Raw genomic sequence first — 2,617 nt, forward strand, 5'->3', positions numbered from 1 at the left:
GGGCTCCGCGATGGAGGGGCTCCAGGTGCTCCAGGCGGAGCATCCGGACGTGCTCGTCTCCGACATCGGCATGCCGGTCACGGACGGCTACGGCTTCATCGAGCGCGTGCGCGCGCTGTCCGCCGCGGGCCGCACGGACTCGAGCGCCTGCTGCACCACCGCGGACAGGTCCACCGGCGACACGTCCAGCTTGAGCTTGCCGGAGATGATGCGGCTGACGTCGAGCAGGTCCTCGATGAGCTGCCCCTGCGAGCGCGCGTTGCGCTCGATGGTCTCCAGCGCGCGCTCCCGGCGGGGCTCGGACAGGTGGCCGGTGCGCAAAAGCTGCACCCAGCCGAGGATGGCGGTGAGGGGCGTGCGCAGTTCGTGGCTGACGGTGGCCAGGAACTCGTCCTTGAGCTGGCTGGCCTCCTCGGCCTCGTGGCGCGCGGCGCTCTCGCGGGCGAGCAGGGCCTCGCGCTCCACCTCCGCCTGCTTGCGGTCGGAGATGTCAATGACGCTGCCGATGTAGCCCAGGAAGTGCCCGTCCGCGTCGAAGCGGGGCGAGCCGGTGTCCACGGCCCACCGGTGGTGGCCGTCCGCGCCGCGCAGCCGGTAGTCCAGGCGGAAGGGCCGGCGGGCGGTGTGGGCCTCCCCGAAGATCCGCCGCGTGCGCTCCAGGTCGTCGGGGTGGATGGCGTCGAGCCAGCCGTGGCCCAGGCCCGTGGCCTCGGTCTGGCCGGTGAAGGAGTACCAGCCCCGGTTCAGGTAGGTCGTGGAGCCCTGGGCGTTCGTCACCCAGAGCATGACGGGGGCGTGGTCCGCCATGTTGCGGAAGCGGGCCTCGCTGTCCCGCACGGCCTCCAGCAGGCGCTCGCGTTCGTGCGTCACGGACTTCTGTTCGGTGATGTCGCGCGCGGCGGCGTAGATGAGGTCCATCCCGGCCACGGGGCGCGAGGCCCACGCGAGCCACCGGTAGTCGCCGTCGCGGGTGCGGAGGCGGTTCTCGAAGCGCAGGGTGGGGATGCCCTGGGACAGCTTGTGTAGCTCCGAGCGGGTGAACTCCTGGTCGTCGGGGTGGACCAGGTCCATGAACGGACGCTGGTAGAGTTCCGTCTCGCTCCACCCGAGCGAGACGACGAAGTTCGCGTTCACGCGCTTGATGTACCCGTCCAGTCCGGCGAGGCAGACGATGTCCGGGGACAGCTGGAAGAAGCGCTCGCGCTCCTCGGCTTCCGCCTGGCGGCGCTCGGCGCTGTCGATCGCGAACGGGATGGCCGCCTGGGCCAGCGCGCTGTCGATGCAGGTGCAGAGCACGCGCAGCTGGGACACCGGCACGTCCACGTCCTCATGCTCGGCCCGGGCCAGGATGCAGTCGCGCAGGACGGCGTATTCGCGCGTGACGAGGGGCACGTCGGCGCCCAGGCCCAGGCGCTGCTGGCCGTGGGCCCTGGAGGCCTCGATGTGGTGGAGCGAGGGGCTGCCGCCGGCGTCCTCCTCCGCCTCCTCGAGCGCCGCGCGAAGCTCATCAAGGAAGGCGGGCAGGGCGTCGATGAGCTGCTCGCGTGACAGGCGCAGGTGGGTGAAGAGGGGCGACACCCGGGCGACCCAATCTTCCAGGAGCGCCTCGTGGTCGGTGTCCAGCAGCTCGGCCAGGGACGCAGGGGGGCAGACCCTCATGGGCATGGGCCCTTCGGATGACGGGCCGTGCTCCTGTGAACCCGACGAGGACATGGATGTTGTTGAGGTGCGGCGGCCGGGTGCGCATGGGAAGGGAGGGGATGCCCTGCGTCTCCCTCCTCGCCTGAGCACGGTCAGACGCGTTCAGCGCACGGCGACAATGCGGCCCTGAGCATCCACGCAGTAGACCGCGCCTTCATCCAAGCTCTTCGCATCCAGGCCGCGGCGCGACAGGTCCGGGGGGCGCCGCTTTCGGTCAAACTTCCCTCGTCGGGAGCATGACAGGGAGACGTGGATGCGAATGACGTGCGGTTGGGTGGTGGGGCTGTGTCTGCTGTCGCCGGTTGCCGCGGGCGCGGATGAGCTCCCCGCGCCGCGGCCCATGGAAGAGGAGCGGCACGCGCGGGACGCGGCGTGGCGTTCGCTGCTGAGGCTGGACGTGACGACGCTGGCCCTGCTGCCGCGCGCGGGTGTTGGCCTGGACGAGGGGTTTCTCCAGGTGGAGCCCACCGTCGTCCTCGAGCGTGGCGAGGACTTCGGCCTCAACCTGGGCGCCCCGGTGCGATTTCGGCTGTGGCGTGGAGGGGAGGGCACGGGCCTTGTGCGGAGAGAGGACTGGGACAGCCTCTCGGACTTCGGGCAGGTGGTGCGCGGCCTCAAGCTGGGCTCGGACGACGCACCCGTGGGCGTCTGGTTTGGCGCGCTGGAGTCCTACAGCCTGCTGTCCGCGCACCTCGTGCGGCGCTACTCCAACCGGAGCAACCCCGACTACCACCCGGCGGGAGGCTTCCTCACCGGCACGCTGGGGCCCCTCTACACGCAGGCGTTCGTTTCGGACGTGCTGGGCGCGCGCCTCATGGGGGCGGAAGTCGCGCTGGACGTGCAGCACGTCCTCTTCGGCCAGCCCCGCGAACCCGGCCGCTACACGCTGGCGCTCTCCGCTGTGCATGACTGGGGG

Annotated in this window: 1 protein-coding gene and 1 pseudogene; one reads left to right on the top strand and one right to left on the bottom strand. The window is 71.0% G+C overall.

What is annotated here, in order from left to right:
- Positions 1–87 precede the first annotated feature (87 nt).
- Positions 88–1,659, bottom strand: a complete 1,572-nt coding sequence (locus D7V80_RS40655) for a PAS domain-containing sensor histidine kinase (RefSeq protein ID WP_158616781.1) — start codon at positions 1,657–1,659, stop codon at positions 88–90.
- A gap of 295 nt (positions 1,660–1,954) precedes the next feature.
- Between D7V80_RS40655 and D7V80_RS40660 the strand changes: the two are divergent.
- Positions 1,955–2,617 (top strand): annotated as a pseudogene (locus D7V80_RS40660) (hypothetical protein); the annotation flags it as partial.

Origin of the sequence: Corallococcus sp. CA054B (assembly GCF_003611625.1) — a bacterium.
Classification (GTDB): Bacteria; Myxococcota; Myxococcia; order Myxococcales; family Myxococcaceae; genus Corallococcus; species Corallococcus coralloides.

What these genes read in the sequence shown, in the direction of transcription:
- D7V80_RS40655 (WP_158616781.1), bottom strand. Translation starts at nt 1,659, where the DNA reads ATGAGGGTCTGCCCCCCTGCGTCCCTGGCCGAGCTGCTGGACACCGAC.